This is a genomic window from Nodosilinea sp. LEGE 07298 (genome assembly GCF_015207265.1).
Taxonomy (GTDB): domain Bacteria; phylum Cyanobacteriota; class Cyanobacteriia; order Phormidesmidales; family Phormidesmidaceae; genus Nodosilinea.
Map to the genome: position 1 here is coordinate 1 of NZ_JADEXE010000170.1, position 14,769 is coordinate 14,769.

Here is a 14,769-nt window from a genome sequence, read left to right on the forward strand (position 1 = left end):
CGACTGGGGTGGGTTCGGGCTCTAGCGCAGACTGGGGCAGTACCGTAACCGCTACATCGTCTAGGACCGTGGGTTGCTCAGCGATCGCGTCTGCGGGCGGCGTGTCATTGGGGTCTGGTATCACCAGTACCAGCAGCACTCCGTGGGCCGCCAGAGAGGCGGCAACACACAGAGGCCCTAGCCATGCGCGCGCGCCTTTTCGCTGCTTAGCAGTGGTGCGGCGTGGAGCAAAGGTCGAGGGGGCTAGTCTGGGAGTCATTGTCGAAAGGTTGCGATCGCAGATGCGCTTAAGCTAACAGGACTTATTCTTCTTAGGCCATTCTAAGGCTATTCTTCCATTGCCTCAAGCCCCTACTTTCAGGGCGATAGGTTGGCCGAGAGGTCGGCTATCAACGGCAGACGTATTGAAACTATTCGCTACGGGGTTGACTTTTATTCTGGCTCTATCAAGAAAAGATTGCAATAAGCTGTACAATGCGATCTGACTTCTCAATGACCTGGGGCTTTCCACTTGAGGTGCCTGCGGCTCCGTTGAGACTTAATTTTCTGAGGTAACACCCTATGAAACTAGGAAGACGTACATTTTTGGGAGCGGGTGCTGCCGCTACGGCTGTCGCCCTGGGCCAACTTCGCCAGCGCCCCGCTAACGCTCAGTTTGGCTTTGGCCGGGGTCGAGCCGTTAACCTATACTCGTCGCGCCACTACGACACCGACGATCTGCTTTACGATGGCTTCCGTGAGGCAACGGGCATTCGCGTCAACCTGGTTGAGGCCGAAGCCGACCAGCTGATCGAGCGAATCAAGAGCGAAGGACAAAACAGCCCCGCCGACATTCTCATGACCGTTGATGCCGGACGCCTGTGGCGAGCTGAGCAAGAAGGGATGTTTCAGGCGGTGAACTCGGACACGCTGAATGCGGCCATTCCTGAAAACCTGCGCCACCCCGATGGCTTGTGGTACGGACTGACCAAGCGGGCGCGGGTGATCATGTACAACAAAGACACCGTAGACCCCGCCGAGCTTTCCACCTACGAAGCCCTGGCTGATCCCAAATGGCGCGGCCGGGTTTTGACCCGCAGCTCTACCAACATCTACAGCCAGTCACTGGTGGGCTCAATGATTGCCGCCCATGGTGCTGAAGAAACCGAGGAATGGGCACGGGGGCTGGTGGCCAACTTGGCCCGTGACCCCGAAGGCGGCGATACCGACCAAATCAAAGCCGTTGCAGCCGGGTTGGGCGATATTGCGATCGCCAATACCTACTACCTGGCCCGTCTGGCCAAGTCGGACAATGCCGAGGACCAGGCGATCGCTGAGGCCATTGGTGTGTTCTTCCCCAATCAGGACGGTCGCGGTACCCACGTCAACATCAGCGGGGCTGGGGTGGTCAAGACCGCGCCTAACGCTGAGGCAGCGGTGCAGTTTTTGGAGTACCTGGCCAGCCCTGAGGCCCAGGAAATTTTTGCCCAGAGCAACAACGAATACCCCGTGGTTGAGGGTGTTGCCGTTGACTCGGTGGTGGCGAGCTTTGGCGAGTTTAAGGCCGATCCTCTCAATGCTTCGGTGTTTGGCAGCAACAACCCCGAAGCTCTGCGCATTACCGATCGCGCTGGCTGGGCCTAAGGGTCTTTACCTCAGGGGTCGGGTGCCTCGCCATTGTTCAGAGGCTAGGCTTCTAAGCTGGCAGGCACCCGACCCCTTTAGATAACTAACCTCTTGTCACATCAGCCTCTGCTTTTTCTAGAAAAATAGAGGCTGATTTTTTATTGGGAAAAGTTGGGCTGCGATCGCGTTGATTGGCGCTATAAATACCTTCTCACGCTTGAGGGAGCGTTTATGGTCTGAAGAGTTCAGGGGGTGGTAACCGTAGATTGGTTTGCACCAGCCGCACCTCTAAAAGTATTCGGTTCCACTGGCAGAGGTACCTGCACCCGGCGAGGGGCCGTCAGTTGGGCTGTATATTCAGACCGACGGGGCACATCCATGTCTTAATGCCTAAATTTTAGGACGGACTAGAGGTAAACCAGGGACGAACCCGAAGTTTCAGAAAAATCTATCGGTGGGGTGACAGGTTCAACTTTAGTCGCTGTTATGTTTGGGTATGGTAGCCAGTAATATTAGAAATTCCAACCTATTCAAATTAGCATCAGCTATAAGCAGATAGCTATTTGCAAGCATTGCTGGTTCGGTATCGTAGCGTCATGGCTGTGTTCACAATCTTGAACCTTCACCGTTGTGATTGCACGGTGCAGCCCCGCTCCATAGACCTCAAACTATTTTCGTGAATTCTAAAAAATGAGCCAGAAAAAAACAGATTCCGCCAACGTTTCTTCGTCCCAGGCGATTGATAAAACGCCTCCGACCGCCGATCAGCCTGTGACTAATCTGTCGCCCGCTCAAGCGGCTGAGGAAGCGGCTCGCACCGGTCGAGAAGACAATAGCGCCATGATTGGGGCTGAGGTACCCGACAACAACCGTATGGCATCGGGCAGCCCGACCACGGCGAACGATCCCGATGTGATGGCGGGGCAGGCTAAGGTAGTAGGTGAAGAAGCCATCGGCGGTACTACCCCCACCCCCGATCAAAATAATATTGACGAAATTGCAGCAGCGGCAGGCATTGATACACAGGCCGAAGAACCCGTCGCGGTCAAAGACGAAATGGACCGTCGAGATGATCAGAGGTTTGAGCTTGATCCTGACTCAAAGGACCCTGCATCCTAGGTTTTATGGCTTATAAGTTTTCTGCCGATAGTACCGTTGACGCTAATATTCGTCGCATTCTCAGCGAACAGCTTGAGAAAGCTATTCAACAGCTCAGCGAAGATTTTCAGCAAACCCCTGGGCAGGCAGTTCACAAGGCCCGCAAACATTTGAAAAAGGGGCGAACGGTACTGCGCCTGGTGCGAAAATCGATTGACAAAGATACCTACGAACGGGAGAAAAATCTGCTGCGCGACCTGGGGCGATCGCTCTCCTCGGCCCGTGACAGCGAGGTTTACCAGCAAACCCTCAACAACCTGCTCGACACCTACGGCCTAACGCTCGACACCAAAGGGCTCTCTAAGCTGCAAGAGAGCCTGAGCGACCTTTACCAGGTTAGGCTTAAGGACCTGACCGATGGCGACACCCCGATGGCGGCGATTATTTCAGATCTCAAAGACAGCCGATCGCGGCTCAACCAGCTTGCCTTCAATAAAACAGGTTGGAAAGCTATCTCTGCAAACTTGAAGCAAATTTACGGCCAGGGGCAGGCCCGATTCTATGCAGCCTACGAAGATGGCGGCGATGAAGCCTTCCACGACTGGCGCAAGCGGGTCAAAGACCTGTGGCATAGTACCTGTCTGCTAAAGCCGCTGTGGCCTACCGTGATGAACGCTTTTGAATCAGAAATCCATCAGCTAGCCGAAGCCTTGGGAGGCGGGCACGACATTGCGGCACTGCGGCACTTTTTGCTCAACCCTCCCGCCGAAGTCGCGCTTGACAATGTTCATTTGCAGGTGCTGCTACCCCTGATGAAGCATCGCCAGCACAGGTTGCACCAGCAGGCCAAAGAACTTGGCCAAAAACTTTACTGCGAAGACCCAGCAGCATTTAATCACCGCATGGCCAGCTACTGGCAGGTGTGGGTTTCATCCGACTCGTCCAGCTCAGCAGAGTCTTAGACCCAGCATCACTTTATCAACCAAAGAACTTATCAATCAAAGAACAACGGGCACAGAGTCGTGGGGCACAGAGTCGTGGGGCACAGAGTCGAAGCCGAACTGCCACCTCAATCCTTCTCTGGCAGGCGAAAGATGTCGGCAAATACCCCCTTGGAATGGGGACGCCGGTTTTCGTCGGGGGAATCGTAGACCACCATGAGGCCGTCATCGTAGCCCATACAGGGCAGCAGCGTTAGGCCTTCGGCGTGGTCAGAGCCAATCGTAAACGGCAGATCAAATAGAACCTTGAGCTGACCAGAATCCTGACTCCACAGGGTGTCGTTGGTGTGCTCAAGCACATCTTCAAGGCGAAACATCTGCATTGCGCCTTCTAGCTCCATGGTAGGGCCAGCCAGCACCAGCAGATCGCCGTCGTGCAGGCACAGCTCGCGAATGCCCTGGCCGTTGAGGTCGAGAAAGTGTTTGCGGTAAAAGCACCCCTCGCCCAAGTCTTTGAGGACGAGTTCACCGGGTTCACCGTCTTCTACTTCAAGTTCAAGAATGATGGCCCAGCCCCGCAGCACCGGACCGCGCAGACCCAAAAAGATTTGGTGCCCATTGACCGCAATACCTTCGATATCAAAGCCGTTGTCTTTAGAGGGCAGCCGCATCTTTAGAAATGGGCCGAGGTGCTTGTCTTCAGCAAGGGCTTCGAGCAGTAGGTTGTGGTTGTTGACCTGCTTGAGGCTGGCCGCCGTGAGAATATCACTTTCATCATTGGAGCGGGCGTAGGTGGGCACAATTTCGCCGTTGAGGATGGGCAGTCGTGCCAGCAGCGATCGATTCGGATCACTTTCAATTTCGGAAAGGCGCTCGATATCTTTGTGCTGTTTTTTGCCTTTGGTTTTGTTGCGTTTTAAGCTGTGGGAACCCACTACCCAAAGATAGCCCTCACAGTAGTCCAACCCCTCAATATCGATTTCAGATTCGTGATCAAACAGTTCAATAAAACAGTTCAATAAAATCTTTTAGATGAAATGTTTTGTGGTTGCCATAGACCCCATCGCCCATGGGTGTCAGCCGCTCTAGAGTGATAAACTCATCGGAACCAAGCCATAAACTACCATCAGGCGTACGGGTGACAGCAGACAGTTCAGCAAGCAAATCCTCTGAATCGGTTTGAAAGTTGAGCAGAGTGCGGCTGAGCAGAAATCCATTCGGCATGGTTAATGAATACTATTTTTATCGGCAAGGCTATAAACATAGCGAATGGAATAGAGGGTGACATCGCTCAAAGGGAAGAAATCACTCTACTGAAGGCTAATGTTCTACAGATTGGTAGAGGTTAATACTCCTTGGGGTGTCTACTTTTAGATCAGTCATTATTAATTAATTCCTAAGGAACCTTGCATGAATAGCCCCGTTTCGCCTGCTGAGGTTGTGCAATCCCAACCGCAGGAGGTGCTTGAGGCCTTTGGCGTAGATGCCGCCCAGGGGCTAAATAGTCGGCAGGTAGACCGCCAGCGAGAAAAGTACGGCTGGAACCGACTCGAAGAGGCGAAACAGCGCGGGGCGGGGGCCATTTTTGTAGACCAGTTTAAAAGCCCAATTATTGGGCTGCTGGCGGTGGCGGCCGTGCTGGCCTTTGCCTTTCAGGAGTGGATTGAGGGCATTGCGGTGGTGATTGCGATCGCGCTCAATGCCGTAATTGGCTTTACCACCGAGCTACGAGCGGTGAAGTCGATGGAGTCTTTGCAGCAGCTCAGCCAGACCCAGGCCAAGGTGCGGCGCGAGGGGCAGGTGCAGCAGGTGGGGGCCGATGAACTGGTGCCCGGCGACATTGTGGTATTGGAGGGAGGCGATATGGTGCCCGCCGATCTGCGGTTGATTACCGCCTCCAACCTGCAGGCCGATGAGTCGGCCCTGACCGGGGAGTCGCTGCCCGCCAGCAAAACCACCCAGCCGGTCGAACCTGACCTACCGCTGGCGGAGCAAACTAACCGGGTGTTTAAGGGCACGGCGATTCGGCTGGGGTCAGCCGAAGGCATTGTCACCGCCACTGGCATGGAGACCGAACTGGGCCATATTTCAACGCTTGCTTCCCAGGCGGGGAGCGAGCAGACGCCCCTGGAGCAGCGGCTCGACCAGCTAGGGCGGCGGCTGATTTGGATCACCCTGGTGGTCGCGGCAATTGTGGCGATCAGCGGCATTGTGCAGGGTAAAGACCTGATGCTGATGGTCGAAACGGCGATCGCCCTCTCGGTGGCCGCCGTGCCCGAGGGTCTGCCAATTGTGGCCACGGTGGCCCTGGCCCGAGGCATGTGGCGCATGGCCAAGCAAAACGCTTTGATCAACCGCCTCTCAGCGGTCGAAACCCTGGGCTCGACCAGCATCATCTGCACCGACAAAACCGGCACCCTGACCCAAAACCGCATGACCGCCAGCCAAATCGTGGTGGAGGCGGGTTCCGTCCAGGTCGGCAACAGCGGCGATACCCCTTTTAGCCTCGACGATCAGCCCATTGACCCGCAGCAGCACGAGGCGCTAGAGCAGCTGCTGCGGGTGGCGGTACTCTGCAATAATGCTGAACCGCCCAACGCTGAGGACCCCGATCGCACCATTGGCGACCCGATGGAGATTGCCCTGCTGAATCTGGGCCAGCAGGCCAACCTGGGCCGAGATGAGCTGCGATCGCAATGGCCCGAGGAGCGCGAAGTCGCCTTCGACCCCGACCTGAAGATGATGGCGACTATTCACAACACCAAAGACGGCTACTGGGTGGCGGTCAAGGGGGCTCCCGAAGCGGTGCTGGAGCGCTGCACCGACCACTGGACGGCGCAGGGTGCCCAGGTGCTGGATGGGGAAAGCCGCGATCGCTGGCAGCAGCGCATGCACGCTACCGCTGAAGCCGGGCTGCGGGTGCTCGCCTTTGCCACCAAAACCGTCGATGCCGCCGAAGCCGACCCCTACGGCGATCTGACCCTGCTGGGCGTCGTCGGGCTAGAAGATCCCCCTCGCCCAGATATCAAAGACTCGATTAAGGCCTGTCACCAGGCGGGCATTCGGGTGGTGATGGTGACGGGCGACCAGCAGATTACGGCTCGTAATATTGGCCTGGCGGTGGGGCTGGTGGGCGATCGCGAGGCCCAGGCACTGCCCGGCAAGGCGCTCATCCCGCTCGACGACCTCACTGACCAGCGCCGCCAGGAGCTGCAGCAGGTGTCGATTTTTGCCCGCGTTAGCCCTGAGCAAAAGCTGAATCTAATTGCGCTGCACCAGGCCGACGGAGCGATCGTGGCGATGACTGGCGATGGCGTCAACGATGCCCCGGCCCTGCAAAAAGCCGACATTGGCGTGGCCATGGGCCAGCGCGGCACCCAGGTTGCCCAGGAGGCCGCAGATATGGTGCTCCAGGATGACTCCTTCGCCAGCATTGTGGCGGCGGTGGCCCAGGGGCGGGCCATTTTTCGCAATATTCGCCAGTTCACCCTGTACCTGCTCTCGGGCAATACGGGGGAGATTATCGCCGTTGCCCTGGCTTCGTTCGTCAATGCACCCCTGCCGCTGCTGCCCCTGCAAATTCTCTACATCAACGCCGTCAACGACGTGTTTCCGGCCCTGGCCCTGGGACTGGGCGAAGGCGACGAAACCATGATGCAGCGCCCGCCGCGCAAGGGCAGCGAGGCCGTACTCACCCAAGACCACTGGATCGCGATCGGGCTGTACGGTCTGCTGATCGCAGCTACTACCCTGGGCACCTTTGCGATCGCGCTCCTGGTCTGGCAGCTCGACGGTACCGAGGCCGTCACCATTTCCTTTATGACGCTGGCGTTTAGCCGCCTGTGGCACATCTTCAATATGCGCAGTCGCGGCACCAACCCGCTGCGCAACGAAGTCACCCGCAACCCCTTCGTCTGGGGTGCCCTGGTCATTTGCACCCTTATTTTGCTGGCGGCGGTCTATGTGCCGGGCCTCTCCGATGCCCTGGGCACCACCGGATTGTCGGGGCGATCCTGGGGGTTGGTGTTTGGGGCCAGCTTAATTCCGCTTATTGTGGGACAGCTGGGTAAAGTATTGTTCGAGCGCAAAGCAAAGCGGTAAAGCAGTCTCATGTTCAACTGGATCACAACCTGGATTGAGTCTCTCGGCTACCTCGGCATCTTCGGCCTGATGGTGCTGGAGCATTTGTTTCCGCCCATTCCGTCCGAGTTGGTAATGCCCCTGGCCGGGTTCGTCAGCCGCAGCAGCACCGGGCTGAACCTGGCCGGAGTCATTTTGGCTGGTTCCCTGGGCTCGCTGATTGGGGCTTCGGCCTGGTACGTGGTCGGTCGGCTGATTACCCACGAGCAGCTGATGGACTGGGTCCGGCGCTACGGTCGCTGGCTGACGCTCAAGCCCAGAGATATTGACAAAGCGTTTGACTTCTTTCAGCGCAGCGGCGGCAGCTGGGTGGTCGGGGTCGGTCGCCTAGTGCCAGGCGTTCGCACCTACGTATCGGTGCCAGCGGGGCTGAGCCATATGCCGCTGCTGCCCTATCTGGGCTATTCAGCTCTGGGGACAGTGCTGTGGACGGGGATGCTGGCCGCTGCGGGCTATGTTTTAGGCGACCAGTTCGATCGGGTGGAGACCATTGTTGGCCCGATCAGCAGAATTGTGCTGATTACGCTGGCGATCGCTGCTGTTGTTTGGGTGCTCAAGCGCCGCCAGCGTCAAGAGCGTCAAGAGCGCCGAGAGCATAGCGATCATAGTGAGCGCTAGTCCTAACCCTTTGAGCCGGACTGTCAGAAACCCTAGCTGTGGCTATAGGTAAGGGTTTGACGCAGCTCGGCGGTCTGCTGGCGCAGTATCTCTAGCTGCGTCAAGGCCTGGCCCGTGGCCAGCAGGTCTTCGGCCTGGGCCAAGCCTGCTGCTAACGAAACCGCAGCGCCCCCCTGCCACAGGTAAAACCCGGCGTTCCACAGGGCGGTCTTGTGTAGTTCTGAGGGATGGCCTGCCAGCACCGATCGCAGCCGATCGCCCAACGAGGCTTCGCGGCCCAGCTCCACATCGTCGCCCTCGAAGCCATAGTCGCGGGGGTGCAACAGCAGGCGCTCGAATCGGCCCTGGCGGTTAACGCCCACGATCGCCGTGCGCCCTCGGGCCAGGTCGCAGCTGCCCTCCAGCCCCTTAACGCTAATCCAGTCGGTCTGCCCGCGCAGGCCAAAGGTGCCCTTGGCAAAGTCTTCGGTGGGCGGGTGCACAAACCCCATCACCAGGGTGTGTGGGCCAGCGTAGGGCGACCACATCAGCTCGACCGTGGCGAAGGGGGGGCGCTTGCCAATTTGGTCGCGGTAGGGCACCAGGCCGTGGGCGGTAGGAAAGTGCTGAGGTAGATAGACAAAGCCAATGCCGGTACGGTTGAGCAGGGTGTGGGCCTGCTCTAGGGTGTGTGGGCGCAGGTCAACGCCTAATTGTCCCCACAGTTCAATTAATGGAATACCGGCTTTGGTGGGCATGCGATCGCCGCCGTGCAGCACCACCGGCACCCCCGCCGCCGCCAGCACCAGCGCGGTAATGGGGGTAACTGGAGCCGTGCGCGATCGCCCGTCATAGGGGCAGCTCAGCACCAGGGCGCGGCGACCGTCTGCAATGGCGGGTAGGGTTGGCCCCAGGGCCTCATAGGCATCCAGAGTGCCCGCCAATTCTTCAGCGGTGGGGCGCTTGATCCGGTGGGCAATCATAAACGCGCCGATTTGGGCCGGGGTTGCCGTTTGGGTCAGCATCATGCCGGTAGCGGCTTCGGCTTCGGCCCGAGTCAATGCCCTGGAGGTGTGGCTGCCGCTGCCCACGTGCTTGAGCAATTCCCGAAACTCGTTACTCATAGTTGGTCTGTCCCTCAGGGGGGCATGGGTTTGCAAATCATAACCCGTCCGGCCAAATGCTCTATGGAATTGGCGGTTGGATTAGCTATAGGATACGGCGGCGGCCCGAGATCGTTGTCGGCTGGGGCTGGCTAAACTCTGTACCAGGGCGTGGAAGCGCTGAATCGGCGGAATCACCAGGCGATCGCGGGTGGTAACCAGCACCACCGTTCGGCTCAGCACCGGGGCTTCGGTGGGGCGCACCGCCAGGGTAGGGTCGTTGCGGCAGTCGGCCAGGGCAGACTGGGGCAGCAGGGCGACAAAATTGCCCTGGCGAACTACCCCCCGGAAGGCATCGAGGGTGTTGAGTTCGAGGGCGGCATTAAAGGTTTCGCCCCGGTCTTGAAACTGCTGCTGCACTAGCCGCTGCATGCCGTAGCCGTCTTTAAAGAGAATTTGGGGAAATCGCGACAGCATCTCCCAGGCGATCGCAGGCTGATGAGCCAGGTCGTGGTCAGCCCCCATCAGTACCTCAATCGGTTCGTCAAACAGGGGCGTGACCACCATTTCGGGTTGGGTGGTGAGGCGGGGGTTGTCCATCACAATGGCCAGGTCGACCAGGCCATCGCGCAGCACCTTGAGGGAGCGATCGCTGCCCAATGCGGTCACCCGCAGCTGCACCTGGGGGTACTCGGCGCAAAACTGCTGAAGGACTGGCGGCAGCACCGTGGCGCACACCGACTGAATCGCCGCCACGCACAGCTCCGGCTGTTTGCCCGCCATCAGGTCGGCAATATCTTTAGAAACCTGGGTCCAATCTTGGTAAATGCGGCGGGCCTTGGGCAACAGCAGCTCTCCAGCCACCGTCAGCTTGGCCTGGGCACCGCGATGAAACAGGGGCGCATCGAGTTCGGCCTCCAGGGCCTGCACCTGGCGGCTGACGGTCGACTGCGTTACCTGGCACTGCTGGGCCGCCGCCTGAAAACTACCGGTTTCGGCCACCGATAAAAATGCCTGGAGTTGTTCAATACGCATGCTCGAATCGTACCCACGCCACTGCTAACTAACCCTCGGGCGGCGAGTTGCCGCCGAGCTGCCCTTTCTTTGATTAGCAGATAGTACCCTCGCACTTGGTATCGAAAGTAGCCGTAACCCAACTCAAGCCCCAACTCATGGGCATCTCTGCGTTTAGGGCAGGGTAGCTTAGCTACTATCCAGCCTCTTTGAGCGCTCTAGTAAAGACAGCAGGCGATCGCGTTGTCCTGAGCAATCACAGCTTGTAGAGATGACGACCGCCCCCGGAGCGTCATCTGTGTCGATCCACAAGGCTGCATAGCTGTCTGGAATCCCTACGGGCTGATCGCTCGACTCGCGCGTAGCCAAATAGCCCTGTTGACCATCAAAGGTGTAAGGAGAAATTTCCTGATTCTCGCGAATGGTTTGTTCCACCAGCTGGCGCAGATCTAGGCTGTCGGGGTTTTCTACGGTGCGTACTCGGGTTTGGGCATACCCCCGCCCCAGGGCTTTGCCACCCCTGGCGACGCAAACCAGCAATTCGTAGGTGCCCGGATCGACAATTTTGACGGTGCCGTTGTTCAGCAACATGGCTCTAAAGTTTGAGGGAATGGCAAGTTCTACGCCAAATTGCTCCAGCTCCAGGTCACGGGTGGTGTCTGCGGCTTCAACGGCACCGGGATCGTCGCAGTATGACTCTGGTTGCGCGATCGCAGGCACGGCCCCCAGGCCTAAAGTAACCAGGGCTCCTGCGCTGGCCACTATTTTGTGAAAACCTAAAAGTCGAGTCATAATCCTATTTCCTAATGCAGTCGGCAAGCCCTGAGCACTGCTCGCAGTTCCCTTCGAGGGCTTGGCATATCGGCTGACACTGTGGAAGCTGCCGGTCTCACTCCCTACGGGCTGCACTCCCCGTCGGTAACGCCATTGGGCAGGTTTGCGATCGGGACTTACTGTCAGCCATGCTAAACCGACGGTAGCGATCGCGCCTCTACTGTAAGAAGGCTTTGATGTAAGAAGGCTTTGACAAAGCGGGTAGGGCCGCCGCAAGCCCATAATTTTTGAGATGCCCTCAAGCTAAAGAAAGGCTCAGGTTGCTACCGCTGTAGCTGGCGCAGGGCCGCCTCGGCGTGGAGCTGCACTCCCCGGTCGGGGTCGTTGAGCAGCGATCGCAGCAGCGGCTCTGCACCCCCGTGGCCCACCTGGCCCAGGGCCAGCACCAGATGGCGGCGCAGCAGGCTGTGCTCGGCACCTGCAGGCGTTGCCCCTAGCCACCTCAGCAGAGCCTGGGCCGCCTGAGGCAGTAGATTTGGAACAAGTGTCGGTAGCCCCTGAACCAGAGCCAGACGAGCCGTCTGCTCCAACGTTTCCCAGGCGGCGATTAACCCCGTCAGGGCCACGGCGGTGTTTTGCCAAATCAGGGCCTGCACCACAGCGGTCTGGAGTGGTTCTGAAGTAGGGGGCGTCAGCAACCGCAGCAGCGCAGCAGCAGCGGCAGGCCCCGACAGCCTCCCCAGGGCGTAGACGGCCTGCTGGGCAACGCCGGGGGCAACATCTTCGATTAAAGGCGTTAGGGCCTCAACTATTTGGTCGGTGCTCAGGTAGCCGCGCAGGCTCAGCAGGCCGCGAATGGCAGCAGCCCGTACCGCAGGGGCCAAATCTTGCAGCCCCTGCTGCACCACGGGCCAGGTGGTAGGGTCGGTAAAGGGGCTGAGGGCGTCGAGGGCCATTGCCCGTACGCTCGCTCGCTCGTCGGTAGTGGCTTCAATCAGCAGGGGCAGGGTGGTCGGGTGGGGAATCCGGGCCAGGGCCTGCACCGCCATGGGGCGCAGGGCGGGGTGAGCCAGCTGCTCGCCTAACGCCGCGATCGCAGGCGGGCCAATTTGGGTTAGGGCCGCCGCCACCGCCTGGCGCAGGTCGTCGTCATCGGTGGCGGCAAAGGTAGCGATCAGGGTCGGAATCACCTGGGGATGGTCGAGTTCGCCCAGGGCGCGGGCCGCAAACCAGCGGGCTTCCCAGTCGCCGTTTTCATCTTCGAGAATGGCCAGCAGGTCGGCCAGGGCGGCTTCGCCCAGGTGGGCCACCTGCCGGGCCTGCTCCCAGCGATCGTGAAAATCTCCGATGCACAGCCCCGCTACCGTAGTCCGAGCCATGGCTCCTTGGCGATCGGACGCCGCCGCTGAATTGGGCATGAAAAACTCATTAAACGCAGACACGGCCATGCTCCTGATAACGCCCTGGGTCCATCTTCTACAACCATAGGCGCTGCGCTAAGTTTTCCCAACGGTGGGCTATGCGATTCGCGCAGCCACCCCTTGCGGAGGCTGCATGGTATTCCCAAAAACGTATGAGTCTATACAAACACCTGCCTAGAGCGAGACTAGGCTAGCCACACTGGTTTCTGATCAATAAACCCAGATCCTCTTGGGTTCTTTGAGACCCTTTGGGGACAGATCTTGCCTCAAATATCTTGCAATAACGGTGTAGCCTGTGACCACTTCCATCGACACGGCCAACCCAACGGCCACCGCTAAACTCAACAAGTTTGAAAAGTTTAAGGCCGCCAAAGACGGACTGCTCGTTAAGCACGAGCTAGAGCAGTTTGCCCAGATGGGGTGGGAAGCCGTCGACGACACCGACCTCACCCACCGCCTCAAATGGCTGGGCATTTTCTTTCGCCCGGTGACACCCGGCAAGTTTATGCTGCGCCTGCGCCTGCCCAACGGGCTGCTCACGGCCTACAAGGCGCGCACCCTGGCCGAGATCATTCAGCGCTACGGCGAAGACGGCAGCGCCGATGTCACCACCCGGCAAAACCTCCAGCTGCGGGGGATTTTGCTCGAAGATATTCCCGATATTTTTCGCCGCATGCACGCCGCTGGGCTCACCTCTGTGCAGTCGGGCATGGACAACGTGCGCAACATTACCGGGTCGCCCGTGGCGGGCCTCGACGCCGACGAGCTGATCGACACCCAGGGGCTGGTGCGCAAAGTTCAGGACATGATTACCAACAACGGCGAGGGCAATCCGGCCTTTACCAACCTGCCCCGCAAGTTCAACATCGCCATCGAGGGGGGCCGCGACAACTCCATTCACGCCGAAATTAACGACATTGCCTTTGTGCCCGCCTACCGCGAGGGCGTGCTGGGCTTCAACGTGGTGGTGGGGGGCTTCTTCTCCGCCCGGCGCTGCGAAGCGGCGATTCCGCTGAATGCCTGGGTACCGCCCGACGACAGCGTGGTCGAGCTGTGCCGCGCCATTCTAGAGGTCTATCGCGACCACGGCCCCCGCGTGAACCGTCAGAAAGCCCGACTGATGTGGCTGATCGACGAATGGGGCATGGATCAATTTCGGGCTGCGGTGGAGGCAGCCTACGGACAGCCCCTGCTGTCGGCGGCCCCCAAAGACGAAATGGACTGGGACAAGCGCGATCACATTGGCGTCTACCCGCAAAAGCAGGTGGGGCTCAACTACGTGGGGCTGCACGTGCCTGTGGGGCGGTTACAGGCCAGCGATCTATTCGACCTGGCCCGGCTAGCCGAGGTCTACGGCAGCGGCGAGCTGCGCCTGACGGTGGAGCAAAACGTGATTATTCCCAACGTGCCCGACTCGCGCCTGGCGGTGCTGCTGCAAGAGCCGCTGCTGGAGAAATTCTCTATTGCCCCCTCGGCGCTGACGCGATCGCTGGTCTCCTGCACGGGCTCACAGTTCTGCAACTTTGCCCTGGTCGAAACCAAGCAGCGAGCCTTAGCTCTGGCTCTGGCCTTAGATGCCGAACTCACCCTAGCCCAGCCTGTACGCATTCACTGGACGGGCTGCCCCAACTCCTGCGGACAGCCCCAGGTGGCCGACATTGGCCTGATGGGCACCAAGGTGCGCAAAGACGGCAAAACCGTGGAAGGGGTAGATATTTTTATGGGCGGCAAAGTGGGCAAAGAAGCTCACCTGGGCGAAAAGGTGCAGCAAGGCATTCCCTGCGACGAGCTGCACGACGTGCTGCGATCGCTCCTGATCGACAGCTTTGGTGCCCAACCTAGATCATCCAGCGCAGCTCGCAACGGCGTGATGGTGACGGCAGACTAAAAAAATGCCCTGTCGGCCAATGACCCCAGGACACACAGTTTGCATTTGAGGCAAACGTAGCACAGTCCCTAGGCTCGTGGCGAGAGCAACGTTTAGGATTTCACCACAGATTCTCCCAGAGATGTTGATTTCATACCGCCTGCTCTCCTGCTACTCACAAACTCATCACATACCCCCCTTTTTAAGGG

Annotated in this window: 11 protein-coding genes and 1 pseudogene; 6 read left to right on the forward strand and 6 right to left on the reverse strand. The window is 58.9% G+C overall.

The features are described from left to right. Positions 1-259 (reverse strand): hypothetical protein (locus IQ273_RS20730; protein WP_194025067.1); only part of this gene is annotated, 259 nt, incomplete at its 3' end. A 302-nt stretch (positions 260-561) separates the two neighbouring features. Between IQ273_RS20730 and IQ273_RS20735 the strand changes: the two genes are divergently transcribed. From IQ273_RS20735 to IQ273_RS20745, 3 genes are all read left to right on the forward strand, one after another. Continuing rightward, positions 562-1,623, forward strand: coding sequence for a Fe(3+) ABC transporter substrate-binding protein (locus IQ273_RS20735; RefSeq protein WP_194025068.1), 1,062 nt, complete (start codon positions 562-564; stop codon positions 1,621-1,623). Positions 1,624-2,295: 672 nt separating this feature from the next. Beyond that, positions 2,296-2,724: a DUF6335 family protein gene (locus tag IQ273_RS20740; RefSeq protein ID WP_194025069.1), complete on the forward strand. Its 429-nt coding sequence runs from the start codon at positions 2,296-2,298 to the stop codon at positions 2,722-2,724. A gap of 5 nt (positions 2,725-2,729) precedes the next feature. After that, positions 2,730-3,665: a CHAD domain-containing protein gene (locus tag IQ273_RS20745; RefSeq protein ID WP_194025070.1), complete on the forward strand. Its 936-nt coding sequence runs from the start codon at positions 2,730-2,732 to the stop codon at positions 3,663-3,665. Between the two features lie 107 nt (positions 3,666-3,772). Here the strand turns inward: IQ273_RS20745 and IQ273_RS20750 are convergent. Further along, positions 3,773-4,868: pseudogene (locus tag IQ273_RS20750) on the reverse strand (DUF3616 domain-containing protein). Positions 4,869-5,054: 186 nt separating this feature from the next. Here IQ273_RS20750 and IQ273_RS20755 point away from each other — a divergent pair. Together IQ273_RS20755 and IQ273_RS20760 are read left to right on the forward strand one after the other, a co-directional pair. Beyond that, on the forward strand, positions 5,055-7,745 hold the full coding sequence (locus tag IQ273_RS20755) for a cation-transporting P-type ATPase (RefSeq protein WP_194025071.1): 2,691 nt from the start codon (positions 5,055-5,057) through the stop codon (positions 7,743-7,745). A gap of 9 nt (positions 7,746-7,754) precedes the next feature. After that, positions 7,755-8,402: a DedA family protein gene (locus IQ273_RS20760; protein ID WP_194025072.1), complete on the forward strand. Its 648-nt coding sequence runs from the start codon at positions 7,755-7,757 to the stop codon at positions 8,400-8,402. A gap of 32 nt (positions 8,403-8,434) precedes the next feature. On the opposite strand, the gene IQ273_RS20765 is transcribed toward IQ273_RS20760, so the two are convergent. The 4 genes from IQ273_RS20765 to IQ273_RS20780 all read right to left on the reverse strand — a co-directional run bounded on the left by IQ273_RS20765 (position 8,435) and on the right by IQ273_RS20780 (position 12,714). Further along, complete coding sequence (locus tag IQ273_RS20765) at positions 8,435-9,505, reverse strand: anthranilate phosphoribosyltransferase family protein (RefSeq protein WP_194025073.1); 1,071 nt, start codon at positions 9,503-9,505, stop codon at positions 8,435-8,437. Positions 9,506-9,586: 81 nt separating this feature from the next. Further along, entirely contained in the window at positions 9,587-10,519 is a 933-nt protein-coding gene (locus tag IQ273_RS20770) for a LysR family transcriptional regulator (RefSeq protein WP_194025074.1), read from the reverse strand. A gap of 168 nt (positions 10,520-10,687) precedes the next feature. Next, positions 10,688-11,290: a hypothetical protein gene (locus IQ273_RS20775; protein WP_194025075.1), complete on the reverse strand. Its 603-nt coding sequence runs from the start codon at positions 11,288-11,290 to the stop codon at positions 10,688-10,690. Between the two features lie 305 nt (positions 11,291-11,595). Beyond that, positions 11,596-12,714, reverse strand: coding sequence for a HEAT repeat domain-containing protein (locus IQ273_RS20780; RefSeq protein WP_194025076.1), 1,119 nt, complete (start codon positions 12,712-12,714; stop codon positions 11,596-11,598). Between the two features lie 274 nt (positions 12,715-12,988). Between IQ273_RS20780 and IQ273_RS20785 the strand changes: the two genes are divergently transcribed. Next, positions 12,989-14,581 carry a ferredoxin--nitrite reductase gene (locus IQ273_RS20785; protein WP_194025077.1) on the forward strand — a complete coding sequence of 531 codons (1,593 nt, stop codon included), beginning with the start codon at positions 12,989-12,991 and terminating at the stop codon, positions 14,579-14,581. Positions 14,582-14,769 lie beyond the last annotated feature (188 nt).

Excerpts from the sequence above, each read along its gene's own strand:
- IQ273_RS20740 (WP_194025069.1), top strand. The coding sequence starts at position 2,296 with ATGAGCCAGAAAAAAACAGATTCCGCCAACGTTTCTTCGTCCCAGGCG.
- IQ273_RS20755 (WP_194025071.1), top strand. The coding sequence starts at position 5,055 with ATGAATAGCCCCGTTTCGCCTGCTGAGGTTGTGCAATCCCAACCGCAG.
- IQ273_RS20775 (WP_194025075.1), bottom strand. The coding sequence starts at position 11,290 with ATGACTCGACTTTTAGGTTTTCACAAAATAGTGGCCAGCGCAGGAGCC.
- IQ273_RS20770 (WP_194025074.1), bottom strand. The coding sequence starts at position 10,519 with ATGCGTATTGAACAACTCCAGGCATTTTTATCGGTGGCCGAAACCGGT.
- IQ273_RS20745 (WP_194025070.1), top strand. The coding sequence starts at position 2,730 with ATGGCTTATAAGTTTTCTGCCGATAGTACCGTTGACGCTAATATTCGT.
- IQ273_RS20760 (WP_194025072.1), top strand. The coding sequence starts at position 7,755 with ATGTTCAACTGGATCACAACCTGGATTGAGTCTCTCGGCTACCTCGGC.
- IQ273_RS20765 (WP_194025073.1), bottom strand. The coding sequence starts at position 9,505 with ATGAGTAACGAGTTTCGGGAATTGCTCAAGCACGTGGGCAGCGGCAGC.
- IQ273_RS20735 (WP_194025068.1), top strand. The coding sequence starts at position 562 with ATGAAACTAGGAAGACGTACATTTTTGGGAGCGGGTGCTGCCGCTACG.